A 26,884-nucleotide genomic window follows, 5' to 3' on the forward strand; every position below is an offset into this window, starting at 1 on the left:
GGGGGTGGACGGGGCGAGCCGGGGCGGGCGGTGGTCAGCGGGGGAGGCGCAGGCCTGCGATGAGGAGTTCGACCAGTCGGCGGGCGTCGTAGCGGGGGTTGTTGTCCCCGCCGATGCACAGGTTGCCAACGCCGCGCATGAGTTCGTAGGAGTCGATGTCGGAGCGGATCTCCCCGGCGGCGACTGCGGCTGCGAGCAGTTCGGCGCAGACCGGAAGGAGCCGGTCGAGGAAGTAGGTGTGCAGCGCCTCGAAGTCGGTGTTGCCGGACTGCAGCACCACGGCGAGCCCGTGCTTGGTGACCAGGAAGTCGACAAAGAGATTGATCCACCGCCCAAGTGCGGCGTGCGGGGTCGCGCTGGTCTCCAGCAGCGCCGGGCCGGCCTGGGCGCAGGCTTCGACCTGGTGCCGGTAGACGGCGATGATGAGGTCCGCGCGGGTGGGGAAGTGGCGGTAGATGGTGCCGGTTCCGACACCGGCCCGGGCCGCGATGTCGCGTACCGGCACCTCGACACCGGCGGTGACGAAGAGCGCTGCGGCCGCGTCGAGCAGTGACTCCTCGTTGCGCCGGGCGTCCGCCCGCTTGGGGCGTGCCGCGCCGCCTGCGCCGCCTTGGCCTTCGTTCACCGCGCCGCCCCTCTGTGTCTCCTGCGGTCTCCTGTGCCGGGTCTGTGTCGGCCCGGTCAAGCGGATCTGAGTTCCGTATGGATTCGGGTCCACGATCCGATGGTGAGTCTAGCCGACGCAGGTCTGCTGCTCCCCTCCCGGTGAGCCTTCTCTCGGAGGCATTCCAGTAAGCGGAGTGGCGTTCCGCTATGACTGCGACGATCAGGCGTCGGGGCGTGCGGCGGCGATGAGCTGCGGGCCCCAGACCGGGTCGTGGGCGACGTCCGGGAGGACGGCGACGACGGTACCGGTGTGCTCCGCGTGCACCATCGCACCGCCGCCGAGGTACACGCCCACGTGGTGCACCGGGCCGCCAGGGTGGGCGAAGAACAGCAGGTCACCGGGGATCAGCTGGTCCAGGGGAACCGGACGGTCCTCGGCGCGCTGGTCCACACTGTAGTGCGGCAGCAGGACACGGCCGTCCGTTCCCTGGTACCAGGCGAAGAGAGCGAGCCCACTGCAGTCGAAGCCGATGGTGTGGTCGGCCATGCACACGCCCTGCAGATAGCCGTTGACACCGTCGCAGAAGCCGAGAGAGGGTCCCCGCGGACCGCCCCCGCCCCAGGCGTACGGCGTCCCCAGCTCGTGCAGCGCGGCTGCGGCGACGCGTTGGCCGGTGTCGCGTTCAGCCGTGGTCGCGGCTGCTCCGTCGCAGGCGGCAGCGGTGCCGGTGGCCGAGATCCAGAGCAGCAGCGCGAGCGCGGTGCAGACCACCGGACCGCGGCGCGTCGGCGTCCGGCGACGACGGTGAGGGGCTTGTGTCGGGTGCACTGTCGGATTCCATCGCCTCGGCGGTGCGGGGCTGCCGCAAGCGGCCATCGGTGGGCGAGTCCCGCAGCGTGATGATGTCGCCGGTAACCTGGGGGACCCCGCCCCCACGTTCCGAGGACCTCGCATGCCCCGCCGCGACCGCACATCCGCATCGCGGGACCCGCTGCCCGGCTACCTGGCCGGACTCGACCACGGGGCGCTGGTCCGGCTGCTGCTGGAGGCGGCCGCCGAGGCCCCGGCGCTGGGGGAGCGGCTGCGGTCGGCGGCGGTCCTGGCGGCGCTCCACGCGGCGGGGAGCGATCCGGGCGCGGCCGAGGCAGCCGTCCGTGCGGCGCTGCAACCGGTGGCCCCGCTCGACGCCGCCCGGACGCGGCTCTACGCCGAGCAGGCCGCGGCGGTGGTCGGCTTCCTCGGACAGACCCTGGCCGAGGGCGGCGCCGGTCTGGCGGTACGGCTCGCCCAGCAGGCGATCGAGCAGCTCGGTGCGGTGACGCCCCAGGCCGAGGACTCCGCAGGCAAGCTGCGCGAGGCCGCTGTGAACCTTGCCGAGCTGCACCGGGAGGCCTCTCTGGACGCCTCCCTGAAGGGCTGCTCCGACCCGGAGGAGCTGGCGGGCTGGCTCGCCGAACGCCATCTGACGGCTGATCAGGATGTCCCGTACGCCATTGACGCCTACGCGGAAATCCTCGGCGACCGCGGCCTCGACGCCTACAACAGCGCCCTCTCCGCCGCCTTCGACCGCAGCGCGCCCGGCGAGCGACGCGCCCTGGCCCGTCGTCTGGAGGCCGTGCACACACTCCGCGGCGACACCGACGCCCTGGTCGCGGTGCTCGCCACCGACCTGGGACACCCCAGCCGCCATCTGCGCATCGCCGCACTGCTCGCCGCCGCAGGGCGCGTCCCCGAAGCCCTCGAATGGGCCGAGCGGGGTCTCGCCCTGGCTCCGTCCGGCCGTGGGCCAGACGCGCCGCTGCTCGCCTTCGTCGCTGAGCACTACCCGGTGGTCGGGCGAGGCGACGAGGCCGTCGCGCTGCTCCGGGAGCAGTTCCAGCGCCGCCCGGACCACGACGCCTACCGCGCCCTGGTCGCGGCCCTACCCCCTGAGGCCGCGGCCGGGCAGCGGACCTGGGCACTGGCCGAACTGAACCGTCGCGCGGCCCGTCCCACCACCCGCAGCTGGGAGAACCCGGCCTCGCCGCTGATCGAGTTCCTCCTTGCCGACGGCGACCCCGACGCCGCCTGGGCGGCAGCCCGCCAGTACGGCGTACCGCACCGTGCGCTGCTCCGGCTGGCAGAGCTGCGCGCGGACACCCACCCGGCCGACGCGATTCCCGTCTACCGGCAGGAGATCGACGAGCAGATCGACCAGCAGACCCGCGACTCCTTCCGCGCCGCCGCCACCTGGACCGCACGCCTCCGCGACCTCTACCGAACCCTGGGCACCCCGGAGGAGGCCGTCCGCGTCATCGCCGAACTCCGCGCCACCCACAGCACCAAGGGCAGCCTGCTCGCCGAACTGGACGCCCACGGCCTCTGACCGGCGTGGCGGGCGATGGTCAGACGACGCAGAACTCATTGCCTTCCGGATCCTGCAGCACGACGCCGTACTGCCCCATGTCCGGCTCGTCCATGACCCGGAGCACCTTGGCACCGGCCTCGGTGAGGCTTTCCACCATGCCGGCGACCCGCTGCGCGCGGACCGCCAACGGGACGCCACGCCCGCCGCCGACCTTCAGGTCGAGGTGGATGCGATTCTTGGCGGCCTTGGGTTCCGGGACCTGCTGGAACCACACCCGCGGCCCTCGCCCTGCGGGATCGACGATCGACTCCGGGGTATCGCCGGCACCGTCAGGCAACTCCTCCTCGGGCACCCCGCTCGCTGCCCAGTACTCCCGCCAGGTGCCATGGCCGTCGGGCGGCGGCTCCGGTACATATCCAAGGGCCTTGCTCCAGAACGCCACCAGCCTCTGCGGTTCGGCGCAGTCGATCGTCAGTTGCAGCGTCATCTCCATGGCGGGAGCCTGGCAGACACGTCTGACATTCAATGGCAGCCGCACGGAGGGGGAGACCAGATGCGCTATGCGGGATCTGACTCGTGGACGATCAGCATCCGCGAGTGGGAGCAGCAGTTGGAGTGGGCCCTGTGGCTGCGCGCCGCCGAGCGCATCCCCGTCCCGGCAGGCGGCGCGATCCCCGGCCCCTTGGACATCGACCCGCTGCCCGAGCCGACCACGGACGCAGGAGAGGCCCTGGCCGACGGTTGGCGCTTCTGGTGGCACGCGGTGCTGAACCTGCAGTCCGATCCCCGACGCGGTGTCGGGACCGTGCCCGGAGGACCGCTCAGCGAGGGCTGGTTCGTTCCGCCCGACTTCGAGGCACTGGCCCCGCACCCTGAACTGCAGCGTCTGGTCGCGGCCCGTTGGCCGGAGATGGCGCACTGGCAGAACGCCCGCAAGAGCGCCGGGATGGCTGCCCTGAGGGATGCCTCCGGCCCCGCTAACCGGCTCAGCTGCGAGGGCGACATCGTCCGCGCCGTCGAAGCCGAGATCGGCCACCGGGCCGCGCCCTTCGCCCTGTGCCTCGTCCTGATCCCCGTGGCCGACGATGAGTTCCGCAGCCTCGGAGCCCGCACCTTCCTCGTCCCGGAACACCTGCGCGGCACGCCGACCTACGCCAACTGGCTCCACCGCCTGATCCGAGCCGTGGGCTGAAACCTCCGGCCAGGTTCATGAGTTCTGCGATGGACCCGACGGATCAGGATGTCTCACGTTCTTGCTCCTTGACCAGGCAGAAGGGATGCCCGGCCGGATCTGTGAGCACCCGCCACCATTTGCCCTCCCCCGGCTGGTGCTGCGGTTTGCCCGCGCCCAGGGCCAGCAGTTCGGCCTCCGCCTCGTCAAAGTCCTGCACTGCGAAGTCGAGATGGAACTGCTGGGGGACCGTCTGGTCGGGCCAGCACGGAGCCCGGTAGTCGTCGACCCGTTGGAAACCGATGAAGAGTCCGTCTTCCCGAGTGATGCCGGCGAAATCAGCGTCCGACTTCGGGTGGGGTTCGAGGCCGGTGGCCCGCTGATAAAACGCCGCCAGAGCCACCGGATCGGCACAGTCGAGCGTGATGGCGGCCAACTTCATCTGCATCGGCATGGCAGCTCCCGTCCATTCGATTCCCATCGAGAGGCGAATCCTTGTGATTCACAGCCTAGTGCCGCCCGACAGGCTGGCAGTGCCGCCGCTTATGGGACGTCAACGATCGCTTGGTGCCTCTGTTGTGTGGCCTGGCGGGACGGAAAGTAGAGTCGCGTGGTGACAGCGTGCTCTGGGCGGACCCAGGTGCTTCCGAGAGGTTGGTGCCCTGGTGAGGGTTGGCGTCGAGAGCTCTGAAGCGTCGCGTGGTGCGCGTCTGGCTGCCTACAGTGCGGTCTCCACGTCGCTGGCCCTGTGCAGTGATCGTCAACTGCACGACCTTGTGGATGCGGCTGCGCCGTTGGGTTCCGGCATCGGCGGGACCTCGGCTTTGCTGGAAGTCGCTGGGACCCCGGTCTTCGTCAAGCGACTTCCGCTGACCGATCTGGAAAGGCAGCCGGAGAACGTCCGGTCTACGGCGAATCTCTTCGGACTACCTGCCTTCTGCCATCCCGGCCTCGGGGTCCCTGGAGGGCCGGGCTTCGGGGCCTGGCGGGAGTTGGCCGTGCACACCACGACGACGAACTGGGTGCTCGCAGAGGACCATGAGGGATTCCCTCTCATGTACCACTGGCGGGTGCTGCCGCATCCCGGGCAGTCGCTTCCCGAGGAACTGGCCGACGTGGAGAAAGCTGTCTCGTACTGGGGAGGCGAACCCGAGGTGCGCCACCGGATCGAGGCACTTCGGGATTCCTCGGCGAGCATCGCGCTGTTCCTCGAGTACATCCCGCAGAACCTGCACGACTGGCTCGACGTTCAGGTCAATGCCGACGACGAGACGGCCGAGCAGGCATGTGCCAGGTGACGAAGGAGCTTGAGGCCATTACCTCCTTCATGAACGCCCGAGGGCTCCTGCATCTCGACGGTCACTTCCAGAACATCCTGACCGACGGGAAGCGTCTGTTCTTCGCGGACTACGGCCTTGCGATCTCCTCCCGGTTCGACCTGTCGAAGGAGGAGGTCGACTTCTTCGCCGAACACCAGACGTATGACCGCTGCTACACCGTCACCCATCTGGTCATCTGGCTCGTCACCGCCTTGTACGGGTACCGGGGGGACGAGCGCACCACTTTCCTGCACGCCTGCGCGCAAGGTGAACCTCCGACGGGAATCCCGCCGGGGATTGCGGCGATCCTCACTCGTCATGCCCCGCTCGCCGCAGTGATGACGGAGTACTACCGCGAGTTCCGCTTTGAGAGCAGGCAGACCCCGTATCCCCTGGAGGCGATCCGGGCATTGGGGTGAGCCGGCCCGTCCGGTCGGTGCTCTCTCGATTGATCTCCCGGACTCTGGACGTCAGAGACTCCCCGGTGGCGGGGCGCACCTGTCCAGGTAGGGCCTCCCACTCACGGCCGCCGCCACCGGGGCGGAGGTAGAGCATGCCCGCGATGACGTCCCGGACCACCCCGACACGGCCGGACCGGGTGTCGAGAACCCATTGCCCCACCTGCGGGGGCCTTTCGGCCCAGACGGCGGCGCTCACGACGCGTCCGCTGCAGTTGCCGGTTTCGGTGCGGCGCTCTGGGGCGGCTCTCCCTCGGCAGGCCGGAAAGTCACGCCGTCACAGGGGAGGCAGCGCCGGGTGCGGACGTTCACGCTGTTCTCCGATCCACCGCAGCAGGCACACTGCTGCGGCGTCATCGAGTACCACCAACCAACCATCGGCCTACCTCCGAAATCGAGTGCTCTAGTTCACTCTGTCGGTGGCCGAAGCACTCCGCAACGGTTCGTAGTGCACTAGTGTGCACCCTGACGCAACGTCATCCTCGTGGAGAGGTACGGCATTCGATATGGCGAGCTCGAAAACCTTTACGGTGATCGCTGATCACTTCCGCCAGCGGATTCTCTCGGGTGAACTGGAGCCCGGGGCGAAGCTGCCGACCAACCGTGAGATCAGCGGCTCCTGGCAGGTGGCCGCCGCCACGGTCAGCAGGGCCCTCCAGGCGCTGCAGGTGGAGGGTTTCATCCGCACCACTCCGAGAGGGACGTTCGTGGCCGACGATCCGCGAGTGGGTCTGAGCAGCCGCGACCGTCTGGCCAGGGTCCAACGCGTGAAGTCGATACTGGCCGAGGGCGAGACCAGCCGCGTAACCGATGCCGGTTTGGTCGTGCCGCCGCTCTACGTAGCCGAGCTGTTCGACCTGGACAGCGGGGATCAAGTGGTTCGGCGCGAGTGGATCAGCGGACGCGGCAGTACGCGGACCTGCTTCGCCGTCACCTGGTATCCGGCCCAGTTCGCTGCCCTGGTTCCCGATCTGCTGTCGACCGCTCCGGGGAAGAACGCCGGGCTGACCGCGCGGGTCCTCGAGGCCACCGAACGGATCATCACCCACGCCAGGGACGACATGCACGGCCGGGCCGCCGACGCCCGCGAAGCCTCTGGCCTGGGAATCCCGGTGGGATCCGCGGTCCTGGCGGGCGCGCACAGGTGGAGCGACGCAGCAGGGGTGGTGGAGTACGGGGAGTGGGTGCTCCCACCTAGGTTCACCATCGGCTACGAGTACGTCCCATAAGCCCGCTCGCGGCAGGCTCTTCCTGGTCTCCGCAGACGTACACCTCGTTCTGAGTCTCCATCAGGTTGAACGGGATCATTCAAACGGACCGTGACCGGCACTGCACGGCTGGCCGCCGTCCAGATCGTCGCGGTCCGCTGGACTCTGGCCGACGACAACGCCGAACACCTGGCCCGGGGTGTGACGGCCGACTCCCGGTACGACGCCGCGGTGGCCGACGCAGAACACGGCTTCGCGCTGCTGGAGCACGGACTACGGCAACTGCTGGAGCAGCACTGACCGTTGGCCACCGAGCCGGCGGACGCGGCCAATTCGTTTGCTCGGGGGCTCCGTTGTCAGGGAAGATCGCGGGCATGTTCTCGTCGAGTGAAAGCCGTCGTCCGAAGTCCGCTGAACTCGTCGAGGCGTGGGAGTCGCTGGAGGCCGGTGACACGCCTGCAGCGTTGCGGAAGCTGCGCTCCGGTGCTGAGTCACTGCCGTTGGGCGAGGTCGCGCTGGTCGTGGAGCGGGCGGCGGATTCGGCCGGGTTCGATGATCTGAAGGAGGCCTCGGCGAAGCTCGCCGATCAGCCGGAGGACGCGCAGAGCCTGTTCGACTTCGGGTACGCCTGCATCGAGCGCGGGCTCGACTACCTTGCCGTTCCGGCCATGCGCGAGGTACTGCGACGGTACCCGGACGCAGCCCTGCCACTGCGCGAGCTGGTGGCCGCCTACGAGGCGGAGACCCGGCACCGGGAGGCCGCCGACGTCCTGCTGGCGCACGAGGCGGCGTTGCAGGACTGGCCCGACCGCTACCTGCTGGTGTTCAACGCCCTCATGGCGGGTGACCTGGAACTGGCGAACCGTCAGTTCGCGTTGCTCACCGACCCCGAGGACGAGCAGTGGGTGCCACCCCGGGACCGGCTCGCGCGGATGCTGCGCAGGGCCGCGGCGGCCGCGGCCGTCACCGCTCTCGACCGGGAAGACCTGCGCGGTTGGCAGTTCGTCATCGGCGGCACCGTGCTCGGCACGCTGTCCCCCTACGGCTTCGCCCAGGGCATGCGGGGGCGGTACGCCTACTACCAGGACTCCTACGCCGAGTGCCGGCGCGGATTGCTGCGCCTGGGCACCGTCCTGGCCGCTGCCGGACTCCGGCCGGGTACGGTCTCGCTGCTGCCGGACCGGGACAGTCGGATCCTCGGCCTGGCCGCCGCGGAGATCCTCGGGCTTCCCGCAGAGTCCTTCGTCGCCGGGCGACGGGACACCGTGGTGATCGCCTACAACCTGGACGGCGTCATCGGCGAGGAGACCCGTGCCGCGGGCGGCGCCGCGCTCACGGCGCTGCTGGAACGCGAGCCCGGCCAGGTGCTGCACGAGCATGCGAGCTGCTGGACCGATGCGCCGCCGATCACCGCGGACAGCGTCGGCCTGCTGTACCAGTCGCTGGTGCCGCCGTGGGGTGCGCTCCTGCGTCAGGACGAGGACGGCCAAGTGGAGCGGACCGCGCCCGACGGCCGGTCGGTCGAGGAGCTGGCCGCCGAGATCGTGCGGGCCGGGCCGTCCACGGGCGACGGCGATCGCGAAGGCGACGGCGACGGCGGACGCGAAGGCGACGGCGGCACCCCGCCCGACAGCGACGAACTGCTGGCCGCGTTCGCCGCCGCCGTACGGGGCGAGTGGCTGCAGGGCGGTCGGCCCCCGCTCCGTTCGAGCGGGCCGGTTCCGAGCTCGCGCTTCCTGTGATCCGACGTCCTAGGGTGGTGGAGCGGGAGTCCAGCGGGATCGGAGACAGCTGATGGAGTATCTGAGTCTCACCGAAGTCGAGGCGGTGGCCCGGCGTGCCCACGCCGGGCAGGTGGACAAGACGGGCCGCCCCTACGCCGAGCATCTGGCCGCCGTGGCGGAGGGCGTGCGGGAGCGGGGAGGCGACCAGGAGCAGATCGCCGCCGCCTGGCTGCACGACTCGATCGAGGACGACGCGCTGTCGAGCGAATGGCTGGCCGGGGCGCCGTTGTCGGAGCGGACCAAAGCACTGGTCCTGGCGATGACCAAGCACCCGGACGAGGACCTCCGCGACTACGCCGCGCGGCTGCGGGCCGAGCCGGGCGCGGTGCTGATCAAGCAGGCGGACCTGGCGCACAACAGCAACCCCGGGCGGCTCGCCCAGCTGGACCCGGCGACGCGGATCCGGCTGCGCCGCAAGTACGCGCGGATGGACCGGCTGGTGCGCTGGGACCCGGCCGCCCCGGTCCCGGCGCGTCCCTGCGAGGGCGACCCGGGGGACGCGGCGCTGCTGGAAGGTCTGGACCGTGACCGCACCGACGCCTGGGAGACCCTCGCCGGGCATGTCCGGGACTGGCAGGTGGACGACGAGGACTACACCTGGGAGGAGAGCAGCCGTCGGCCCGACGGCAGTTGGCAGCTCGGTTACCCCGTCTACAGCAAACGGGTCGACTCGATCCACTTCGCGCTGTCCGCCGTCGGTGCGGTGACCCCGGCCTACCACTGGATGACGTTCGCACCGGTGCAGTTGAGCCGGGAGGAGACCTTCTCGCCGGCCGACGCGGTCCGCGCGGCCACCCAGGTCATCCGCGGCGAGCGCTTCGGCGACGGCACGATCGGCGCGGCGCTGCTGGACGGGACGCTGTTCGCCATCGCCGCCGCTCTGGTCGGCTGGTACGAGCAGGGCAGATAGCGAACGAACAGGGCAGAGCAGGTAGCGAGCAGGGCAGGTAGCGAGCAGACACACCGGCGGGGGCAGCAGCCGGATCAGAACGTCTCCGCCGCGGCCTCCACGATGCCCGCCACGCGGACCAGGTCGAGCTTGCCCTCCTCCTCGCTGCCGGGGGCCGCGGTGTAGATGACGATCTTGAGGTCGGCGTCGGTGTCGGTGAGGACGTCGCAGTCGATGGTGATCGGGCCGACCACGGGGTGGTGGATGGTCTTGCGGTCCTCGCGGTGCGTGCCGACGCCACCTGCCCGCCAGAGCCGGGCGAAGTGCGGATTCCCGTTGACGGTGTCGCACAGCAGGTCCGCCAGCCGCGGGTCGGCGGGGTAGCGGGCGGAGGCCCGGCGCAGGTCGGCGACGATGGCGCGGTCGGTGGCCTCGGCGTTCTCGGAGATGATCGGCCGGTCGGAGATGTGCGCCTTGGTCGCGGCGGTCGGGAACCGGGACCGGACCAGGTTCCGCTGGTCCGGCGCGACCGTCGAGGGATCGCCGATCAGCGCGGCCCAGCTGCGGTTCCACCAGAGCAGCCGCCAGTCGGCGGCGAACACGGCCACCGGTGTGGCGCCGAGCCGCTGCACGACGCGCTGGACCCCGGGCGGGATGTGATCGCTGATCATGCCGTCGCTCGGCGGTTGCAGACCGGCAAGTCGGTAGAGGTGGTCGCGCTCGTCGCGGCTCAGCCGCAGTGCCCGCGCCAGCGAGGCGGCGACCTGTGCGGACGGCGTGGTGGCCCGTCCCTGCTCCAGCCGCACGACGTAGTCGACCGAGACCCCGGCCAGCTCGGCGAGTTCCTCCCGGCGCAGCCCGGCCGCCCGCCGCACTCGGCCCGCGGGCAGTCCCACGGCCGCCGGGGTGAGCCGGTCGCGCCAGGATCGGATGGTGGCCCCCAGGCCGGTGGTGTCTGTGCTCATCCGTCCATTGTGCGGCGGGCGCGCGCAGTCAGGGTGGTACTGCGTTTCCTACCGTCGAAGCCTCCCTGGCTGTCCGTCCGTGCCGCGCCGAAGCTGGATCCATGGAAACCATTACCTTCATCACCGGGGCCAACAAGGGCCTGGGCTACGAGACCGCCCGCCGCCTCACCGAACTCGGCCACACCGTCGTCCTCGGAGCCCGCGACGCCGGGCGCGGACAGGCGGCCGCCGACCGGCTCGGCCTCCGTTTCGTGCGCATCGACGTCACCGACGACGCCTCCGTCGCCGCGGCGGCCGCCGACATCCAGGCTCACGAGGGCCGCGTCGACATCCTGATCAACAACGCCGGCATCATCGGGTCGCACGCTCCGGCGGAGGAGCTCACCGCGGCGGACGCGACCGCGGTCTTCGAGACCAATGTGATCGGCGTGGTCCGGGTCACCGGCGCGTTCCTGCCGCTGCTGCGCAAGTCGGCGAGCCCGTCGGTGGTCAATGTCAGCAGCGGCATGGGCTCGCAGGCGCTCACCCATGACCCCGGCCGGGTCGAGTCGCGGTTCGCCGCGCCGCTGTACACGGCCTCCAAGGCCGCGGTGACGATGCTCAGCACCCAGTACGCCAAGGCCCTGCCCGATATCCGGGTGAACGCGGTCGACCCCGGCTACACCGCCACCGACTTCAACGCCCACAGCGGCCCGCAGACCGTCACCGAGGGGACCGACGCGATCGTCGCCCTGGCGACCGAGCCCGCCGACGCCGGTACCGGTCGCTTCGTCGACCGCTTCGGCCCCGTCGCCTGGTAGCGGGTACCCGGGTACGGACGGGGGCCGCCCGTCCGTACCCGGGTCGGACACGCTCCAGTTGTCAGGAGTGCGGGAATCCGGGGAAGGAGCAGTGCTGCCCACCGCTGTGGCCGTGGTGTCCGGGGTCGGGGACTCCGGTGTCGGTGACGGTTACGCCGGGGCCGGCGGGGGAGAGGTCGGTGTCGTCGAGGGTGATGTTCGCGTAGGCGGCGGTCACCGAGGTGGCGTCCAGGTGGACGTGGCGCAGGGTGATCCCGGACGGGTAGTCCGCGCTGTAGCCCTCCAGGTCGGAGGTGGCGCCGGTGACCGAGTCGACGGCGGTGGCCCCGTCGATGGTGACCGACTTGAACCAGGGGATCGACGTTCCGGTCGGGGCCGCGTAGTTGGGGGTGACCACGATCAGGTTCTGCACGCCGGTCATGCAGGTGTCGGCATACGAGAGATTGGTGACGGTGCCGCCCGCGCCCGGGTAGCTCTTCACCCTGATGCCGTTGTCCAGACTGCTGACGTTGCCCCAGATGTCCTTTCCGTCCAGGGTGTTGTGGGTGAACTGGATGGCGTCCAGGCCGTAAGTGGTGCCGCTGCCGATGGACAGGCCGTGGGTGCCGTAGCAGTGCAGACCGCTGACGCTCACCTGGGACTCGGCGGCGTTGTTGGTGGTCAGCGCCACGCAGTCGTCGCCGTCCATCACTGAGGAGTCGGTGATGGTGGCCTCGGTGCTGGAGTCCAGGTCGAAGCCGTCGGTGTTGAGCGTGTTCGCCGGGGTGTCGACGGTGACGCCCCAGACGGTGGCGCCGATGCTCCTGGCGATGAACAGGTGCTGCTTGGCCGCGTTCGCCAGGGTGACATGGGCGAAGGTGACGTCGTCGGCGGAGTTGGACTGGATCAGCCGCGGGTTGACCTGCTTGAGGCCCTCGTCCTTGGCCGTGACCGCCAGGTCCCACCACGAGGCCGTGGTGCCCAGCACGGTCAGGTCGCCGCGGCCGTCGATCCGGCCCTGGTGCGCCCCGGTGCCGGTGCCCTCGACGCCCGCGTCACGGCCGTTGACCGAGACGAACGGGTTGCAACCGGTGCCGGTGGAGCCGATCGAGCCGCAGACCGCCTTGCCCGCCTGCTGGTAGGCGGTTGCGTCACGGGTGGCGTAGAGCGTGGCCTTCTCGCCGACCACCAGGTACTCCCCGGCGTGCACGGTGAGCGGCGCGGACAGGAAGTCGGCGGGATGGGTGCCCGGCGTGCGTCCGGTGGTCAGCAGCACGCTGGCGCCGGTGCCGGCGCAGGCGTCCAGCGCAGCCTGGATCCGGGCGGTGTCCGGCGGCGCGGCCTCGTCCGCGGCGCTGAAGAGCCGGTCCTTGCCGATGGTCAGAGCGGCCGTCAGAGTCCGGCAGACCGACGGGAGCCGGGGTTCGCTGACGGAGCGCCGGTCGCCGGTGGTCGGCGGCGGCGCGGTGGCGGCTGCGACCGGGTCCCAGCCGTCGGCCCCGGACAGGTAGGAGGCGGCGGTGTCGTCGGCGGCGGCGGCCTCGTCCAGCACCGGGCGGACGTCCGAGGCCGCGGTGGCGGCGCCGGGGCCGGTGTTGCCGTACTCGCCGTAGCGGCCACTGCTCCAGGTCGCGCCGGAGATGCCCAGCCAGGGCCCCGCAGTGTTGACGGCCTGGGGGAGCAGCGTGTCCCGGAACACCGCCTGGGGGTCGGAGTCGGTGGCCGGCTTCCAGGCCCGGCCCAGGTAGAGGGCGTTGTCGGCCAGGGTGGTGCTGACCGTCGAGCCGGTGACCAGGATGCCGTGGGACAGCGCGGCGGGGGTCGCCGGGGCGGTCAGATAGGCCTTGCTGTAGATGCCGTCGTTGAGCGCGTCGATGGTGGAGCGGTCCACGACCAGGCTGCCGTTGCCGAAGATGAAGTCGACGTCGCCGCTGACCTCGGAGTCGTAGACGTACTGGCGCAGATCGGTGGTGGCGGACGAGTCCCAGCTCAGCAGGGTGTCCTGGTGGCCGTAGAAGGCGTCGTGCAGGTACTGCTGCCGGTCGCCCTCCATGGCGATCGCCACGGCCTGGGTGCCGGTGACGGTGGGGTCGACGGTCTTGTCGAAGGTGTTGGCGAAGGTCAGGTACTCGGCGGTGAAGTCGTTGGCCTTCACGTGCACGGTGGCCGACCCCTCGGTGCCGTAGGCCTTGCCCGTGAGCGGGTTGACCTCCTGGTTGTAGTCGGCGGAGGTGATCACCACGTCGGCGGCCCGATGGCTGGCCCCCTCCAGGGTCAGGTGCAGCTTGGCCGCAGGGACGGTGACCCGCTCGGCGTAGCTGCCCGGGGCGATGGAGATCAGGTACGGGGTGGCCGAGTCGTCCGGCACCGCGTCCACGGCGGCCTGGACGGTGCTGTACTCCGCGCCGCTCTTGGCGACGGTGAGGGTGACGGTGCTCGTGCCGGTGGTGCTGGTGCTGGTGCTGGTGGCGCTGTCGGCGAGGGCCTGGCCGGTGGTGCCGCACAGGAGCAGTGCGGGCACACCGATCAGCCCCGCCGTCAGACGGCGGAGTCTCATGGGTCGGTTCCCTTTCCGGGAGGGTGGGTGCTCGGCAAGGAACGAAGGAGCGGGCGGGGTTCAGCCGTGCCGGGTCGGGTTCCAGCCCGACAGGACGGTCGCCGGATCGCTCCAGAGCGCCGCCTGAGCGGCCGTCAGCTGCTGGGAGCAGGCCAGTCGGGAGCCGGTGTCCAGCGGGCGTCCGGTCAGGTCGGTGGAGCCGTACTCCCAGAACTGCAGGTCGGCCCCGGCGGTGCAGTCCGCGTTGTTGAGCAGCCAGCCGGTCGGGGCGATCTGCGGGCCTATCGCCGTGTCGATGAAGACGGCCTGGCTGTGGGGGTAGACGGTGGGGTCGATCCGGCCCAGGTAGACCGATCCGTCGGCGACGCCGGCCGCGGCGGTCAGCCGGTCCCGCAGGAAGACATAGCCAGGGTGGCCGGCGTCGTTGCGGACCTGGGTGACATAGCCGGCGTGCAGCGACCTGATCTCGCTGTCCTGGATCAGTACCGCGCCGAATCCCCAGGTGAAGTCCACGTCCCCCTCGATGTAGCTGCGGGTGACGAAGCCGCGACCCTGGAGCCGCAGGGTGTCCTGGTAGGAGAGCAGTCGGACCCGGTCCAGCGCGATCCGGTCGCCGTTGCCCCGGAACGCCTCGGCCTGCGAGCCGCCGTAGGGGGTGGTGTTGTGCAGGGTGAGGTCGCGCAGGGTGAAGTCGTCGGCCTCGACGTTGAAGGAGGCGCGCCAGCAGTTGCTGTCGTCGTGCCCGGGGATCAGCTGGCGCGGGCAGATGCCGACCGCGTGCGCGCTGTTCAGGGTGTTGTTGTTGGTGTACTGGATGGTGGTGGCCGCGGGGTCGGGCCCGGTGCCCTGCACGGTGAGGTGGTTCTTGCCGGTCGGCACCCAGTCCAGCTCGGTGTAGCTACCGGGGCGCACCTCGACCGTGTAGGGGCGGCTGCTGCCGGTGGGCACCGCGTCGATGGCGCCCTGCACGGTGCAGAAGTCGCCGCGTCCGTCGGCCGAGACGGTGAGGCTGCGGCCGGTCGGGGCGTGCGCCCTGGTCCGGAAGGTGCGGCTGAGCGGGGCGGTCAGGGTGCTGAGCACTCCCGCGTCCACGGTGACCGTGTAGCGGTGGCCGTAGGCGAGTTGGTGGTGCAGGTGCACGGCGGCGGTGTCGCCGTCCAGGGTGATCGGCGCGTAGCTGAACTCGTGCGGGCTGCCGTCGGCGTTCACGGCCCCGCCGACGGTGCGGCGGTAGGAGGCGGGATCGGCCAGGTCGATCCGGTCGGCGACCGCGCCGGTGGTGTCGTCGAGGACGGTCACGGAGCCGCTCGTGCCCAGCGTCGGTACGGTGGACGAGCGGATGCTCAGGGCGGTGTCCACGCAGGCAGAGGCGGCCGAACCCTGGACGCCGACCGTTGGGCCGGCAGCCGGCGCGGCTGCGGCGGCGCCGGGGGCCGGCAGTAACAGGGCGGCTGCGGCGGTGAGCAGCAGAGTGCGGGGCAGGGCAGATCGCATGGGGGATCTCCCACTCTCACGTATGAAATCTCATATATGACGAGCCGCGAGATTACGGACCGGTGGACCGGCCGTCAACGCCTCGGCGCACACTGTGTCCGGTCTGTGCACATCGGCTTCCAGCTGAGCGTCCGTCAGTCACGGGAACCTGGCCGCGACCCCTTGACCATCGCCGCGAGGACCCTTAGCGTCTGCGACGGATCGTATATGAGATTCCATGCAGGACCGCAGCAGCGCCGCAGTAGTATCGCGTGTTCGCACCGTGCACCAGCCAGGAGCAGCAGACGTGCCCGAGATCCTTGCCAAGAACGGACAGGCCCGCCCCGGCGCCCTGCCCTCCCGTACCGAGGCCGTGCTGGAGTCCATCAAGCACTCCATCCTGACCGGGGAGCTGAAGCCCGGTCAGGCCCTGGTCGAGACGGACCTGGCCGAGCAGCTGGGCGTCTCCAAGACGCCGGTCCGGGAGGCGCTGAAGACCCTGGCCGGTTCCGGGCTGGTCGTCATGAGCCCCTACAAGGGCGCGGCCGTACGCGAGGTCGACCAGGCGCACGCCCGCTGCGTGTACGACATGCGGCTGCTGCTGGAGCCGGTCGCCGCCGCCCGCACCGCCGCGGGCGCCGTCGACTGGGAGGACGCCCGGCGTGCCCTCGACCTCGCCGACCAGGCCCAGGACACCGCCGAGCGCTCGCTCGCCAACCGCGCCTTCCACCGGGCGCTGTACTCCGGCTGCGGCAATCCGCTGCTGGTGCGGACCCTGGACGAACTGCGGGACCAGACGGCGCTGCTGTCCAGCGCCGCCTGGGCCCGGCAGCCCTCCTGGGAGCAGGAGGCACGCGAGCACCGGGCGATCCTGGCCGCCGCCCGCTCCCGCGAGGCGGACCAGGTACGGGATCTGATGCGGGCTCATATCGGTGCCTTCGCTGCCCGGAACTTCCCCGAGGACGGGATCTGATGACCACGGAGAACGAGGTGCCCCTGGCACCGCAGGAGACGCAGACCCCGCTGGACGCGCTGCGCGCCCGGCTGTCCACCGTCGTCGCCATCCCGGTGACGCCGTTCCGGGACGACGGCTCGGTGGACTGGGACAATCACGCCGCCCTGATCCGCCGCATCGTCGACCACGGCGTCGAGGTGGTCACCCCCAACGGCAACACCGGCGAGTTCTACACCCTCACCGAGGCGGAGACCCGCCGCGCCGTCGAGTCCGCGGTCGCGGCCGTGGACGGCAGGGCCGAGGTGATGGCCGGGGTCGGCCTTGACATCGCCAGCGCCGTGGCCGGGGCGCTGGACGCCAGGTCGGCGGGCGCCGGTTCGCTGATGGTGCACCAGCCGGTGCACCCCTACCGCTCGGCCGAGGGCTGGATCGAGTACCACCGCGCCATCGCCGACGCCGTGCCCGAGCTGGGCGTGGTGCTCTATGTCCGCGACCCCAGGATCGACGGCTGGCAGATCGCCGAACTGGCCGACCGCAGCCCCAATGTGATCGGAGTGAAGTACGCGGTCCCCGACCCGGTTCGGTTCGCCTCGGTGGCCCGCGACGCCGGACTGCACCGGTTCGCCTGGATCGCCGGGCTGGCCGAGCTGTCCACCCCCGGCTACTGGGCGGTCGGCGCGACCGGCTTCACCTCCGGGCTGGTCAATGTCGTCCCGCAGTTGTCCGCGGCCCTGCTGGAGGCGCTGCGCGGCGGAGACTTCGCCAAGGCGATGCGGGTGTGGGATTCGGCCCGGGTCTTCGAGGAGCTGCGGGCGGCGGACGCCTCCGCCGACAACGTCAGCGTGGTCAAGGAGGCCCTGCAGCAGCTCGGCCTGTCCGGCCGGGCGGTGCGGCCGCCGTCCCGGGTGCTTCCCGAGGACCTGCGCGACCGGATCTCCGGACTGATAGGCCAGTGGCGGAACGAGGGCTGGCTGTGACCCCGACCGGCGAAACCGCCCCGCCCGTGCTCCGTTCCGCCGCCTGGTTCGGCGACAGCGAGGACCCCACCGGCGGCAAGCTCCGCGCCTTCAGCCACCGCTCCCGGATGCGCCAGCTCGGCTACCTGCCCGAGGAGCACCTCGGCAAGCCGGTCATCGCCGTCCTCAACACCTGGTCCGACATCAACCCCTGCCACATGCATCTGCGCGAGCGCGCCGAGCAGGTCAAGCGCGGGGTCTGGCAGGCCGGCGGCTTCCCACTGGAGTTCCCGGTCTCCACCCTGTCGGAGACCTTCCAGAAGCCCACCCCGATGCTCTACCGCAACCTCCTCGCCATGGAGACGGAGGAGCTGCTGCGCTCCTACCCGGTGGACGGCGCGGTGCTGATGGGCGGCTGCGACAAGACCGTGCCGGCGCTGCTGATGGGCGCCGCCAGCGCCGGACTTCCGGCCCTGGTCGTGCCGTCGGGGCCGATGCTGCGCGGCAACTACCGCGGCCGGGCCCTGGGCAGCGGCACCGACCTGTGGGCCTACTGGGACGAGTACCGGGCCGGGCGGATCGGCGAGTGCGAGCTGTCCCAGGTCGAGTGCGGCCTGGCCCGCTCGCCGGGCCACTGCATGACCATGGGGACGGCCTCCACCATGACCGCCGCCGCCGAGGCGCTGGGCATGGCGCTGCCCGGCTCCTCCTCGATCCCCGCCGTCGACTCGGGCCACCACCGGATGGCCTCCGCCAGCGGCGCCCGCGCGGTGGAGCTGGTGCGGGCGCGGCTGACCCCGGACCGGATCATGACCAGGGAGGCGTTCGAGGACGCCGCCGCCACCGTGCTCGCCCTGGGCGGCTCCACCAACGCCCTGATCCACCTGGTCGCGATGGCCGGACGGGTCGGCGTGCCGCTCTCGCTGGAGGACTTCGACGAGATCGGCCGGCGGGTCCCGGTGCTGGCGGACGTCCGCCCGGTCGGCGCGGCGCTGATGGAGGACTTCTACTACGCGGGCGGCCTGCCGGCGCTGCTGCGGCAGCTGGCCGGGGTCCCCGGGGCGCTGCACCCGGAGCGGCCCACCGTCGCCGGCGGCTCCTTCGGTGACTACTACGCCGCGGCCGAGACCCATGACCCGCAGGTCATCCGCACCCCGCAGGACCCGGTGGCGAGCGAGGGCGGAGTGGCGGTGCTGCGCGGCAACCTGGCCCCGGGCGGCGCGGTCATCAAGCACCTGGCCGCCGACCCGGAGCTGCTGGTCCACACCGGCCCGGCCGTGGTCTTCGACTCCTACCAGGAACTGCAGCAGAACATCGACGACCCGGCCTTCGGCATCACCGAGTCCACCGTGCTGGTGCTGCGCGGGGCCGGACCGCTCGGCGGCCCCGGCATGCCCGAGTACGGCATGCTGCCGATCCCCTCCTACCTGCTGGAACGCGGGGTCAAGGACCTGGTGCGGATCTCCGACGCGCGGATGTCCGGCACCAGCTACGGCACCTGCGTCCTGCACGTCGCCCCCGAGTCGCACGCGGGCGGCCCGCTGGCCCTGGTCCGCACCGGGGACCTGGTCACCCTGGACGTCCCGGCCCGCCTGCTGCAGCTGGAGGTGACCGCTGAGGAGCTGGAACGCCGCCGGGCCGCCTGGCAGCCGCCCGAGCCCCGCTTCGAACGCGGCTACGGGGCGCTCTACTCCGAGCACATCACCCAGGCCGACCAGGGCTGCGACTTCGACTTCCTGGCCCGGGCCGGCGACAACCCCTCACCCGACCCGAGCTGACACACCCGCAGTTCTCAGGACCCTCAAAAAGCCGAGCACAGCACAGCCCCGCTCACCACCACTGACCGAAGGGCTCCATCAGCCATGTCCGCAGACAGCGTGGTCCGCAACACCGACGACACCCCGGACGCGAGCGGCTCCTCCAGAGGCCCGTCCCGCCGCCGGGTGATCAGCACCCTCGCCGCTGGCGCCGCGGCCGTCCCGGTCCTGGCCGCCTGCGGCGCGCCCAGCACCAGTACGAGTAGCAGCAGCGCCGCGCCCAGCACCCTCGCCGACAAGCCGTCCAAGCCGGTGACCCTGAACATCCTCGACGTCGCCGGGAACCTGAAGCTCACCCAGCCGATCATCGACGCCTTCAAGGCGAAGTACCCCGACTACGTCTCGAAGGTCACCACCACCACCGGCACCGCTCCCGAGCTGGCTCCCAAGGTCCAGGCCCAGCAGCAGGGCGGCAACGTCCAGATCCAGCTGGTGCTGACCGGCACCGACGGGCTGTCGGCCGGGATCCAGAAGGGCCTGTGGTACGACCTCAAGCCGTACTACGCCACCTTCTTCCCCGGCCTGATGTCCAACTACAGCGCCGGCGCCGCCTCGATGGCCTCCCTCGCCCAGGACCAGGGCATCGAGCTGGTCTGGTACCCGTCCGGACCGCTGCTGGAGTACGACCCGGCGAAGGTGACCTCGGTGCCCGCCACCACCGACGCGCTGCTGGAGTGGGCCAAGGCCAACCCCGGCAAGTTCCAGTACGCCCAGCCGCGCAACTCGGGCCCCGGGCGCACCTTCCTGATGGGCCTGCCGTACCTGCTCGGCGACACCGACCCGACCGACCCGGTCAACGGCTGGGCCAAGACCTGGGCCTACCTCACCGAGCTCAACAAGTACATCAGCAGCTACCCGTCCAAGACCTCGGCCATCATGACCAACCTGGCCCAGGGCACCTCCCCGATGATCACCAGCACCACCGGCTGGTACATCAACCCCAAGGCCCTGGGCACCGTCCCGGCGTCGATGAAGGTCGGCAAGTTCGACAACATGACCTGGGTCAGCGACGCCCAGTACGGGGTGATCCCCAAGGGCGTCAGCAACGACGAGCTGATCGCCGCGCTGAAGCTGCTGGCCTTCATCCTCACCCCGGAGCAGCAGGCCGTCACCTACGACCAGGGCTACTTCTACCCCGGCCCGGCGGTCAAGGGAGTGACGCTCAGTCAGGCGCCGGCCAGTTCCCAGCAGGCGATCGCCAAGTTCGGCGACCCGGACTTCGACGGCTGGATCGCCAACAACCCGATCAAGAACTCGCTGCCCGCCACCGCCCAGGTCACCGCCTTCGACCTGTGGGACAAGAAGATCGGCTCGACCAAGTGAGCACGGTGACCCCGATGACGACCGCCAAGCCCGTCCCGAGCACAGAGCCCGACGCCGGGGCCGCAGCCCGCCCCGCCTCCCAACTGGGGGCACTGGAACTGCGCGGCATCAGCCGCGCCTACGGCGCCCACACCGCGCTGCACCCGCTGGACCTGACCATCAGGGGCGGCGAGTTCGTCGCCCTGCTCGGCCCCTCGGGCTGCGGCAAGACCACCGCGCTCAACTCGCTGGCCGGCCTGCTGCCGCTGACCGCGGGCGAGATCGTGCTGGACGGCAGGCGGATCGACACCCTGCCGCCGGAGAAGCGCGGCTTCGGCATGGTCTTCCAGAACTACGCCCTGTTCCCGCATCTGACGGTGCGGGCCAATGTCGCCTTCGGGCTGAAGATGCGCGGCGTCGGCAAGGCCGAGACCACCCGCAGGGTGGACGCGGTGCTCGCCCTGGTCCATCTCGGCGAGCAGGCCCACAAGCATCCCGGTCAGCTGTCCGGTGGCCAGCAGCAGCGCGTCGCCATCGCCCGCGCCATCGTGATGGAGCCGCCGCTGGTGCTGATGGACGAGCCGCTGTCCAACCTGGACGCCGCGCTGCGGCTGGAGATGCGCAGCGAGATCCGGCGGATCCACCAGGAGTTCGGCCTCACCACCCTCTATGTGACGCACGATCAGGAAGAGGCGCTGTCGCTCGCCGACCGACTGGTGGTGCTGCACGAGGGCCGGGTCAGCCAGATCGGCACCCCGGCCGACCTCTACGAGCACCCGGCCAACCCGCATGTGGCGGCGTTCATGGGCTACCGCAACCTGCTGCCGCTCACCGTCACCAGCGCGGACGCCGCAGGAGCGGCAGCTACCGGCCGCGGGCTGACGGTGCGTGGAACCGCGGTGGGCGACGGCCAGTTGCGGGAGGGCGGGCCGGTGACGGTGGCCATCCGCCCCGAGGACCTGCGGATCGCCGGGGCGGACGAGCCCGCGCTGGGCGAGGCCGTGGCCGAGATCGTCGAGTACCACGGCCGGGTACTGCATGTGGAGGCAGTCACCCGCGAGGGGGACCGGATCCACCTCAAGTCCTCCGGCACGGTGCGCCCCGGTGACGCGCTGTCGGTCGCCGTCGACGCCGAACGGGCGCTGTTCTTCCCGGAGCCTGCGCCCTCCACGGTTGCGGCAACCGAGCCGGCCGGGGAGGTGCCGTCGTGACCGTCGTCCTCCCGCAGAGCCCGTCCCGTCCCGCACTGCGCCACCGCCTCGCCGAACGCGGTGTCGACCGCACCCTGCTGCTGGTGCTGCCCGGCGCCCTCGCCGTCATCGCGCTGTTCTGCTACCCCTTCCTGTACGGGCTGCAACTCTCCTTCCAGCCCGCGTCCGGCGGAGTCCTGGGCGCCTACCACGCCTTCTTCTCCGAGCCGTTCGCCCGCAAGTCCATCTGGCAGACCTTCTCGCTGGCCATCCCGGCATCGCTGATCAACGTCGGGGTCTCCGTCCCCATCTCCTACCGGATGCGCCGCGACTTCCGCGGCAAGCGGCTGCTGCTGGCGCTGCTGGTGGTGCCGATCACGCTGGGAACCGTGCTCACGGCCGAGGGCATCCTGGAGTTCTACGGCCCGGCCGGATGGTTCAACCACACCCTGAACCTGCTCGGCCTGGCCTCCTCCCCGGTCCAGCTCACCATGAACTACACCGGGGTGCTGCTCTCACTGATCATCAGCGGCTTCCCCTTCGCCTACCTGCTCACCCACTCCTACCTCTCCGGTATCCACCCCAGCCTGGAGAAGGCCGCCTCCACCCTGGGCGCGGACTGGTGGCAGCGGTTCCGGCACATCACCTTCCCGCTGCTGCTGCCGGGCCTGATGACCACCTTCTGCCTCAGCTTCGTGATGGCGTTCGCGGTGTTCCCCTCCGCGATGATGGTCGGCGACCCGGACGGGAAGACGCACGTCATCTCCATCGAGGCCTACGAGGCGGCGCTGGAGCACTTCGACTACGCCCAGGGCTGCGCCGACGCGATGATCATGACGGTGCTGATGCTCGTCGTCATCGTCGCCGTCACCACCCTGCGCTCCCGGCTCTACAGCGGATCCACCGGAGGCAAAGGATGAGCGCCGTACTCGACAGGCCCGCGACCGCGGCCCCCGGCACGGACCCCGACGCCGGACGGCGCCGGATCGCCATCAAGCCGGGCGCCTGGATCACCTGGGGCGTGCTCGGCTTCTTCTTCCTCAACCTGCTCGGCGTGATCGTCACGGTGCTGCTCAACTCCTTCGGCAGCAGCTGGTTCCGGAGCTGGCTGCCCGGCGGCTGGACCGGGCACTGGTACAGCGACGCCTGGTCCGAGTTCAGCCTCGGACAGGTGCTGTGGACCACGGTCGAGGTGACCTTCCTGGTCGTGCTGATCTCGCTGGTGCTGGCCGTCCCCGCCTCCTACGCGCTGGCCCGCCGGGACTTCCCCGGCAAGAAGCTGGTGATGGGGCTGTTCGTGCTGCCGATCCTGGTGCCGCCGATCGCCTACGGCATCCCGCTGGCCACCGTGCTCTACAAGTTCCACCTGGCCGGCTCGGTCACCGGGGTGGTGCTGGCCAACCTGGTGCCGTCGATCCCCTTCGTGGTGTTCACGATGACCCCGTTCATCGAGCAGATCGACCCCAAGATCGAGGCGGCGGCCCGGATGTGCGGAGCCAGGACCTGGACCGTGCTGTCCCGGATCCTGGCGCCGCTGCTGCTGCCCGGGATGCTGGCCGCCGGAATCCTGGTGCTGGTGCGCACCTTCGGGATGTTCGAGCTGACCTTCCTCACCTCGGGCCCGACCAGCCAGACCCTGATCGTCACCCTCTTCTCGGCCGTCAACTCGGCCGGCATCCGCTCCACCCAGTCGATCGACGCCATGGCCGTGATCTACACCGGAACGATGGCCGTGCTGCTGCTGATCGCGCTGCGCTTCGTCAACCCCACCCAGCTCGTCGCCCGCTCAACGGACTGAGAGGCACAGCCACCGCCATGACCATGCGTCAGCCAACCCCGAGCCGCCGTCAGCTCCTCAGCGCCGCCATCGCCCTGGGCGGGGCCGCCGCGGCCACCGCCGCCCTAGGCGGCACCGCCTCCGCCGCGGGCCCGGCCGAAACCCCGCGCAGCACGGACCGGACGGCCGACCGCGCGGCCGACCGCATCGTCCGCTCCATCCGCCGCCCCAGCATCCCCCGGCGGTCCTTCCCGATCACCCGCTACGGCGCGGTCCCCGGCGGAGCCGCCGACACCGCCGCGGCCAACACCGCCGCCATCGACGCCGCCGTCAAGGCCGCCAACCGGCGCGGCGGCGGCGTCGTCACCGTCCCGGCGGGGGAGTGGGCCACCGGCCCGATCCATCTGCTCTCCCGGGTCGAACTGCATCTGGAAGCCGGCTCCACGCTGCTCTTCTCCACCGACCCGGCCGCCTACCTGCCCACCGTGTTCAGCCGCTGGCAGGGCATCGAGCTGATGAACTACTCGCCGCTGATCTACGCCTTCGAGCAGCACGACATCGCCGTCACCGGCAGCGGGGTGCTCGACGGCCAGGCCTCCACCGCCAACTGGTGGGCCTGGAAGGCCCAGGGCGACCTGGACTTCGCCGTCTTCGAGGCCACCGTCAACGCCGGACTGCCGGTCGCCCAGCGCGACGGCACGCTCTACCACTTCCGGCCGACCTTCATCGAGCCCTACCGCTGCGAGCGGGTGCTGATCGAGGGCGTCACCTTCCGCAACTCCCCGATGTGGCACCTGCACCCCACCCTCAGCCAGGACGTCACCGTGCACGGCGTCACCATCGCCTCCACCGGCCCCAACACCGACGGCATCGACCCCGAGTGCTGCGACGGCGTCCTCATCGACGGCGCGAACATCAACGTCGGCGACGACTGCATCGCCATCAAGTCCGGCCGCAACACCGACGGCCGCAGGCTGAACATCCCCAGCCAGAACATCGTGGTGCAGAACACCACCTTCGCCAACGGCCACGGCGGCATCACCATCGGCAGCGAGATGACCGGCGGGGTGCGCAACGTCTACGCCCGCGACCTGACGATGACCAGCACCGGGCTGCAGTCGGGCCACCGGCTGAAGACCAACTCGGTGCGCGGCGGCTTCATCGAGAACAGCAATGTCTACCGGGTGGACGTCAGCGCCATCGGCGGCCCGCTGCTGCTCATCGACTACACCTACGGCGAGGGCAACACCGGCACCTATCCGCCGACCGTCACCGACATCAACCTCAGCCACTGGACGGTCGCCGCCGCCACCCAGGGCTGGAACGTCGTCGGCTACGCCACCGACCCGGTCGGCACGGTCAGGCTCAGCGACATCACCGTCGACGGCGCGCTGACCAAGGCCAATGTCGCCACCTATGTCACCGACCTGGAGCTCAGCAATGTGGTGATCGACGGAGTGCCCCAGTGACGGAGGTCCTCCTCACCGGCGCGGCCGGGCGGATCGGCAGCTACCTCCGGGCCGGGCTGCCCCCGCTCGGCTGGCAGCCGCGCTGCCTGGACCTGGCCGCGCCGGCCGCGCCGGACGGCCTGCGGTGGACGCTCGCCGACATCGCCGACCCGGCGTCGTCGGCCGCCCTGGAACAGGCCTGTCGGGGCGTCAGCGCCGTGGTGCACCTGGCCGGGATCCCCGGCGAGGCGGACTTCGACGCGCTGCGGCGGGCCAACATCGACGGCGTCCACCAGGTGTTCGAGGCCGCCCGCCGGGCCGGGGTCCCTCGGATCGTCTACGCCGGCAGCAACCACGCCGTCGGCTTCCACGAGAGCGGCGCCCCGCTGGCGGCGGACCTCGCGCCGCGTCCGGACTCGCTCTACGGCGTCACCAAGGCCTTCGGCGAGGCACTCGGCTCCTACTACGCCGACCGGTACGGCATGGACGTGGCCAGCGTCCGCATCGGCAGCTGCTTCGACGAACCGCCGACCGTCCGCGCGCTGGCCACCTGGCTCAGCCCCGACGACGCGGTCCGCCTGGTCGACGCCCTGCTCCGGGCCCCGTCCTTCGGACACGCCGTGCTGTACGGGATCTCGGCCAACACCCGCGCCTGGTGGGACCTGGGCACCGCCCGCGCCCTCGGCTACGCCCCGCAGGACGACGCCGAGGCCTTCGCACCGCGGCTCCTCGCCGAACAGGGCCCGCTGCCGCCGCACGACCCGGACGCCCGCTACGCCGGCGGGAAGGCGGCGGTCGGCATCTGGTGACCGCGGCGACCTCGCCGGCCGCCTCATCACCCGGGTCCCGGCGGCGTAGTCCCTGCCAACCCCAGCATCCGCGCGACTCGCTCGGCCAGCCCGCCCGCGCCGGTCCCGGCACCGACCTCGACGGCGGGCAGGCCGAGCCGATCCACCTCCGCACGCAGCCGCTCGGTGAACATCCCGTCCCGCGCGAGCCGGTTGTCCAAAGCCCGCACCGGATCGCTGGTCCGGCGCGCGATGTCCCAGGTCGTGCCCCGACTGTCGAACGCGGCCCGCCGGAACCCGGGAGTGGGCAGCAGCCAGACGGCCCGCCGCCGCTCGGCGAGCAGCGGCTCGACCAGCCGCGGCAGCAGCCGGAAGCCCTCCACGACCACCCCGGCCTCCGCCGGCATCCGCAGCAGGTCCTCGACGATCAGCCCGAACCCCTCGCCCCGGAACCAGTGGAAGGTCTCCAGCATCACCTCCGGCGACCGGTTCACCCAGCGCTCGTCCATGTCCATGGCCTTGAAGGCCTCCAGACAGGGCGCGTCCACGGCCGAGCTCCGTCCGACATGGTCCGCCATCGCATCATCCGTGGAATACACCGTCATCCGAAACCGAGCCGCGAGCTCCCGCGCCACGGTCGACTTCCCGGCCCCACTCCCACCCCCGATCCAGTACACATTCCGCAGCCGCGCCCCGATCGACTCATCCATCCCCCCACTCTGCCCTTTCAACTGGCCTGGACCTCCACGGTCCTGCCGTCGGGGTCCACGACCAGGTGCCGCCCGGCGTCCAAAGGTGGATTGGCGGCGCTTCCTTCAACAGCCAGACCCAGCCTCAGGGCCTCGGTACGGCGGCCGGGACGGGCCGGGTAGAGCTCGAGGACCGAGCCGTCGGCGAGGACCGCGGCGAAGTGCTGGGGGCCTTGGCCGTGCTGCTCGGCGGTGAACGCCAGACCGAGGCTCGTGTAGAAGGCGCGGCACTCGTCCATGCGGGGCGTGTACAGCACCAACAGAGTCAGTCGGAGCGCGTTCGTGTCGCTCATGGGCTCCTGCCCTGCGTCGGGGAACGGGGTCGGCGTCGGGCACACCCTGGTT

General features: G+C 71.0%; 24 protein-coding genes and 3 pseudogenes. 18 read left to right on the forward strand and 9 right to left on the reverse strand.

The window, feature by feature from the left end; genetic code table 11:
• Nucleotides 1-34: 34 nt before the first annotated feature.
• Nucleotides 35-625 (reverse strand): TetR/AcrR family transcriptional regulator, encoded by a 591-nt coding sequence (locus TR46_RS09830; RefSeq protein WP_042396940.1) that lies wholly within the window; start codon nucleotides 623-625, stop codon nucleotides 35-37.
• Between the two features lie 201 nt (nucleotides 626-826).
• A complete protein-coding gene (locus TR46_RS09835; RefSeq protein ID WP_236655280.1) occupies nucleotides 827-1,435 on the reverse strand; it encodes a C40 family peptidase in 609 nt (202 codons plus the stop codon).
• A 124-nt stretch (nucleotides 1,436-1,559) separates the two neighbouring features.
• Between TR46_RS09835 and TR46_RS09840 the strand changes: the two genes are divergently transcribed.
• On the forward strand, nucleotides 1,560-2,972 hold the full coding sequence (locus TR46_RS09840; protein ID WP_042396943.1) for a hypothetical protein: 1,413 nt from the start codon (nucleotides 1,560-1,562) through the stop codon (nucleotides 2,970-2,972).
• A gap of 19 nt (nucleotides 2,973-2,991) precedes the next feature.
• Here TR46_RS09840 and TR46_RS09845 read toward each other — a convergent pair whose 3' ends face one another.
• Entirely contained in the window at nucleotides 2,992-3,447 is a 456-nt protein-coding gene (locus TR46_RS09845; RefSeq protein WP_042396945.1) for a VOC family protein, read from the reverse strand.
• 60 nt (nucleotides 3,448-3,507) lie between these two features.
• Here TR46_RS09845 and TR46_RS09850 point away from each other — a divergent pair, with 60 nt between their 5' ends.
• On the forward strand, nucleotides 3,508-4,146 hold the full coding sequence (locus TR46_RS09850; RefSeq protein ID WP_042396948.1) for a hypothetical protein: 639 nt from the start codon (nucleotides 3,508-3,510) through the stop codon (nucleotides 4,144-4,146).
• A 43-nt stretch (nucleotides 4,147-4,189) separates the two neighbouring features.
• Here TR46_RS09850 and TR46_RS09855 read toward each other — a convergent pair whose 3' ends face one another.
• Entirely contained in the window at nucleotides 4,190-4,579 is a 390-nt protein-coding gene (locus tag TR46_RS09855; protein WP_042397132.1) for a VOC family protein, read from the reverse strand.
• Nucleotides 4,580-4,790: 211 nt separating this feature from the next.
• Here TR46_RS09855 and TR46_RS09860 point away from each other — a divergent pair.
• The 6 genes and pseudogenes from TR46_RS09860 to TR46_RS44100 all read left to right on the forward strand — a co-directional run.
• Nucleotides 4,791-5,863: pseudogene (locus tag TR46_RS09860) on the forward strand (protein kinase family protein).
• 545 nt (nucleotides 5,864-6,408) lie between these two features.
• Complete coding sequence (locus TR46_RS09865; protein ID WP_042396951.1) at nucleotides 6,409-7,131, forward strand: GntR family transcriptional regulator; 723 nt, start codon at nucleotides 6,409-6,411, stop codon at nucleotides 7,129-7,131.
• A gap of 90 nt (nucleotides 7,132-7,221) precedes the next feature.
• Nucleotides 7,222-7,410 carry a hypothetical protein gene (locus TR46_RS09870; protein ID WP_042396954.1) on the forward strand — a complete coding sequence of 63 codons (189 nt, stop codon included), beginning with the start codon at nucleotides 7,222-7,224 and terminating at the stop codon, nucleotides 7,408-7,410.
• Between the two features lie 74 nt (nucleotides 7,411-7,484).
• A complete protein-coding gene (locus TR46_RS09875; protein ID WP_042396956.1) occupies nucleotides 7,485-8,852 on the forward strand; it encodes a hypothetical protein in 1,368 nt (455 codons plus the stop codon).
• A gap of 52 nt (nucleotides 8,853-8,904) precedes the next feature.
• Nucleotides 8,905-9,336: pseudogene (locus TR46_RS44095) on the forward strand (HD domain-containing protein); the annotation flags it as partial.
• 108 nt (nucleotides 9,337-9,444) lie between these two features.
• Nucleotides 9,445-9,804 (forward strand): annotated as a pseudogene (locus TR46_RS44100) (DUF6508 domain-containing protein); the annotation flags it as partial.
• Nucleotides 9,805-9,878: 74 nt separating this feature from the next.
• Here TR46_RS44100 and TR46_RS09885 read toward each other — a convergent pair.
• Nucleotides 9,879-10,748 (reverse strand): helix-turn-helix transcriptional regulator, encoded by an 870-nt coding sequence (locus TR46_RS09885; protein WP_042396959.1) that lies wholly within the window; start codon nucleotides 10,746-10,748, stop codon nucleotides 9,879-9,881.
• Between the two features lie 101 nt (nucleotides 10,749-10,849).
• Here TR46_RS09885 and TR46_RS09890 point away from each other — a divergent pair, with 101 nt between their 5' ends.
• Complete coding sequence (locus TR46_RS09890; protein WP_042396962.1) at nucleotides 10,850-11,548, forward strand: SDR family NAD(P)-dependent oxidoreductase; 699 nt, start codon at nucleotides 10,850-10,852, stop codon at nucleotides 11,546-11,548.
• 61 nt (nucleotides 11,549-11,609) lie between these two features.
• Here the strand turns inward: TR46_RS09890 and TR46_RS37790 are convergent, their stop codons facing one another.
• Nucleotides 11,610-14,084 (reverse strand): pectinesterase family protein, encoded by a 2,475-nt coding sequence (locus TR46_RS37790; RefSeq protein ID WP_052432675.1) that lies wholly within the window; start codon nucleotides 14,082-14,084, stop codon nucleotides 11,610-11,612.
• A gap of 60 nt (nucleotides 14,085-14,144) precedes the next feature.
• Nucleotides 14,145-15,578, reverse strand: a complete 1,434-nt coding sequence (locus tag TR46_RS09900; protein ID WP_042396965.1) for a pectinesterase family protein — start codon at nucleotides 15,576-15,578, stop codon at nucleotides 14,145-14,147.
• A 286-nt stretch (nucleotides 15,579-15,864) separates the two neighbouring features.
• Here TR46_RS09900 and TR46_RS09905 point away from each other — a divergent pair, with 286 nt between their 5' ends.
• The 9 genes from TR46_RS09905 to TR46_RS09945 all read left to right on the forward strand — a co-directional run bounded on the left by TR46_RS09905 (nucleotide 15,865) and on the right by TR46_RS09945 (nucleotide 25,811).
• Nucleotides 15,865-16,530 carry a GntR family transcriptional regulator gene (locus TR46_RS09905; protein WP_304941270.1) on the forward strand — a complete coding sequence of 222 codons (666 nt, stop codon included), beginning with the start codon at nucleotides 15,865-15,867 and terminating at the stop codon, nucleotides 16,528-16,530.
• Complete coding sequence (locus TR46_RS09910) at nucleotides 16,530-17,489, forward strand: dihydrodipicolinate synthase family protein (protein ID WP_042396969.1); 960 nt, start codon at nucleotides 16,530-16,532, stop codon at nucleotides 17,487-17,489. The genes TR46_RS09905 and TR46_RS09910 overlap by 1 nt, the downstream gene beginning before the upstream one ends.
• A 26-nt stretch (nucleotides 17,490-17,515) precedes the next feature.
• Nucleotides 17,516-19,246, forward strand: coding sequence for an L-arabinonate dehydratase (araD, locus tag TR46_RS09915; protein ID WP_152626388.1), 1,731 nt, complete (start codon nucleotides 17,516-17,518; stop codon nucleotides 19,244-19,246).
• 84 nt (nucleotides 19,247-19,330) lie between these two features.
• The gene (locus TR46_RS09920; protein ID WP_084718190.1) at nucleotides 19,331-20,608 is read left to right on the forward strand and encodes an extracellular solute-binding protein; all 1,278 of its coding nucleotides are present in this window, start codon (nucleotides 19,331-19,333) and stop codon (nucleotides 20,606-20,608) included.
• A gap of 14 nt (nucleotides 20,609-20,622) precedes the next feature.
• Entirely contained in the window at nucleotides 20,623-21,798 is a 1,176-nt protein-coding gene (locus tag TR46_RS09925; RefSeq protein WP_084718192.1) for an ABC transporter ATP-binding protein, read from the forward strand.
• Nucleotides 21,795-22,697 carry an ABC transporter permease gene (locus TR46_RS09930; protein ID WP_042396976.1) on the forward strand — a complete coding sequence of 301 codons (903 nt, stop codon included), beginning with the start codon at nucleotides 21,795-21,797 and terminating at the stop codon, nucleotides 22,695-22,697. The genes TR46_RS09925 and TR46_RS09930 overlap by 4 nt, the downstream gene beginning before the upstream one ends.
• Nucleotides 22,694-23,575, forward strand: coding sequence for an ABC transporter permease (locus TR46_RS09935; RefSeq protein WP_084718194.1), 882 nt, complete (start codon nucleotides 22,694-22,696; stop codon nucleotides 23,573-23,575). The genes TR46_RS09930 and TR46_RS09935 overlap by 4 nt, the downstream gene beginning before the upstream one ends.
• 17 nt (nucleotides 23,576-23,592) lie before the next feature.
• Complete coding sequence (locus TR46_RS09940) at nucleotides 23,593-25,023, forward strand: glycoside hydrolase family 28 protein (RefSeq protein ID WP_052432676.1); 1,431 nt, start codon at nucleotides 23,593-23,595, stop codon at nucleotides 25,021-25,023.
• Complete coding sequence (locus TR46_RS09945; RefSeq protein WP_042396979.1) at nucleotides 25,020-25,811, forward strand: NAD-dependent epimerase/dehydratase family protein; 792 nt, start codon at nucleotides 25,020-25,022, stop codon at nucleotides 25,809-25,811. The genes TR46_RS09940 and TR46_RS09945 overlap by 4 nt, the downstream gene beginning before the upstream one ends.
• Nucleotides 25,812-25,837: 26 nt before the next feature.
• Here TR46_RS09945 and TR46_RS09950 read toward each other — a convergent pair whose 3' ends face one another.
• Nucleotides 25,838-26,368, reverse strand: coding sequence for a hypothetical protein (locus tag TR46_RS09950; RefSeq protein WP_201776383.1), 531 nt, complete (start codon nucleotides 26,366-26,368; stop codon nucleotides 25,838-25,840).
• Nucleotides 26,369-26,517: 149 nt separating this feature from the next.
• Nucleotides 26,518-26,832, reverse strand: a complete 315-nt coding sequence (locus tag TR46_RS09955) for a VOC family protein (protein ID WP_042397157.1) — start codon at nucleotides 26,830-26,832, stop codon at nucleotides 26,518-26,520.
• Between the last annotated feature and the right edge of the window lie 52 nt (nucleotides 26,833-26,884).

Source organism: Streptacidiphilus carbonis (assembly GCF_000787775.1).
Taxonomy (GTDB): Bacteria; Actinomycetota; Actinomycetes; order Streptomycetales; family Streptomycetaceae; genus Streptacidiphilus; species Streptacidiphilus carbonis.

Bases quoted from the DNA above. Each gene is read 5' to 3' on its own strand.
- TR46_RS09840 (WP_042396943.1), top strand. From the start codon at position 1,560: ATGCCCCGCCGCGACCGCACATCCGCATCGCGGGACCCGCTGCCCGGC.
- TR46_RS09845 (WP_042396945.1), bottom strand. From the start codon at position 3,447: ATGGAGATGACGCTGCAACTGACGATCGACTGCGCCGAACCGCAGAGG.
- TR46_RS09850 (WP_042396948.1), top strand. From the start codon at position 3,508: ATGCGCTATGCGGGATCTGACTCGTGGACGATCAGCATCCGCGAGTGG.
- TR46_RS09855 (WP_042397132.1), bottom strand. From the start codon at position 4,579: ATGCCGATGCAGATGAAGTTGGCCGCCATCACGCTCGACTGTGCCGAT.
- TR46_RS09865 (WP_042396951.1), top strand. From the start codon at position 6,409: ATGGCGAGCTCGAAAACCTTTACGGTGATCGCTGATCACTTCCGCCAG.
- TR46_RS09875 (WP_042396956.1), top strand. From the start codon at position 7,485: ATGTTCTCGTCGAGTGAAAGCCGTCGTCCGAAGTCCGCTGAACTCGTC.
- TR46_RS09885 (WP_042396959.1), bottom strand. From the start codon at position 10,748: ATGAGCACAGACACCACCGGCCTGGGGGCCACCATCCGATCCTGGCGC.
- TR46_RS09890 (WP_042396962.1), top strand. From the start codon at position 10,850: ATGGAAACCATTACCTTCATCACCGGGGCCAACAAGGGCCTGGGCTAC.
- TR46_RS37790 (WP_052432675.1), bottom strand. From the start codon at position 14,084: ATGAGACTCCGCCGTCTGACGGCGGGGCTGATCGGTGTGCCCGCACTG.
- TR46_RS09900 (WP_042396965.1), bottom strand. From the start codon at position 15,578: ATGCGATCTGCCCTGCCCCGCACTCTGCTGCTCACCGCCGCAGCCGCC.
- TR46_RS09910 (WP_042396969.1), top strand. From the start codon at position 16,530: ATGACCACGGAGAACGAGGTGCCCCTGGCACCGCAGGAGACGCAGACC.
- TR46_RS09920 (WP_084718190.1), top strand. From the start codon at position 19,331: ATGTCCGCAGACAGCGTGGTCCGCAACACCGACGACACCCCGGACGCG.
- TR46_RS09925 (WP_084718192.1), top strand. From the start codon at position 20,623: ATGACGACCGCCAAGCCCGTCCCGAGCACAGAGCCCGACGCCGGGGCC.
- TR46_RS09935 (WP_084718194.1), top strand. From the start codon at position 22,694: ATGAGCGCCGTACTCGACAGGCCCGCGACCGCGGCCCCCGGCACGGAC.
- TR46_RS09940 (WP_052432676.1), top strand. From the start codon at position 23,593: ATGACCATGCGTCAGCCAACCCCGAGCCGCCGTCAGCTCCTCAGCGCC.
- TR46_RS09950 (WP_201776383.1), bottom strand. From the start codon at position 26,368: ATGGCGGACCATGTCGGACGGAGCTCGGCCGTGGACGCGCCCTGTCTG.
- TR46_RS09955 (WP_042397157.1), bottom strand. From the start codon at position 26,832: ATGAGCGACACGAACGCGCTCCGACTGACTCTGTTGGTGCTGTACACG.